Source organism: Psychrobacter sp. 1U2 (genome assembly GCF_051847575.1).
In genome coordinates this window covers 1-741 of sequence record NZ_JBPYDC010001010.1, presented here as the reverse complement: position 1 = coordinate 741, position 741 = coordinate 1, and the positions used below count along the sequence as shown (strand labels likewise).

The following is a 741-nucleotide window of genomic DNA, read 5'->3' as shown; positions in this document are numbered from 1 at the left end:
AAAAATACCATTATCAATAAATCAATCACCGCTACGATGGTACCGCTACGAGATCCTGAACTTAACGAGAGTCGCGCGAGCAAAATATTCGGTCTATTTCGTGATCGTATTCGCGCTTTATCGCCTTATGAGTTTCAAAACTTACTGCGTCCAGCATTTCGTGAAGATGAGATGACGTTGATCGTACTTGGTGGTTTGACTGGATTTTTGGCAGGTTGGTTGCATCTTGTTTTAGTGTTCTTTCCGGCGGTGCAGTAAACCAATGATTTTGTTATAAAAATATTTTATAATTATCCATGGTCAATGAATGTATATGGAAAATTAGTACTAAGTTAGATAGTTCATTCAAAATTTGTCTTGACAAGGAAGCTTCATGTTAATCATACAGTTGTATGGTTGGCAAAGCTTGTGTTGTTTCGATTTTGTCATGAGTAGACTATAGGTGCTTTTCAATAAATAAGAGCCCAATCCGCCACAGTAAACTATGACCGTATTAGGGTAAACAGGGTTAGATTGTATGTTAATCACAGAATTGGGTTATTTTGCCTTACTGGCTGCCTTTGTGTTGGCAATTTTGCAAGTTGTATTGCCAACCATTGGTGTTATGCGTCATCAGATTGCTTGGCAGCGTCTTGCGCCAAGTTTGGCGTGGGCACAGTTTGCAGCGATGATCGTGTCGTTCGCAGCACTGATGGCAGGCTTTTATTATAATGATTTTAGTCTAGTCTATGTCGCACAGCA

The 741-nt window shown here is 39.8% G+C and carries 2 pseudogenes; both read left to right on the top strand.

Going from position 1 to position 741, the window contains the following annotated elements:
* Positions 1 to 258, top strand: a pseudogene (locus ACS8FD_RS20075) (hypothetical protein); the annotation flags it as partial.
* 259 nt (positions 259 to 517) lie between these two features.
* Positions 518 to 741, top strand: a pseudogene (locus ACS8FD_RS20070) (heme lyase NrfEFG subunit NrfE); the annotation flags it as partial.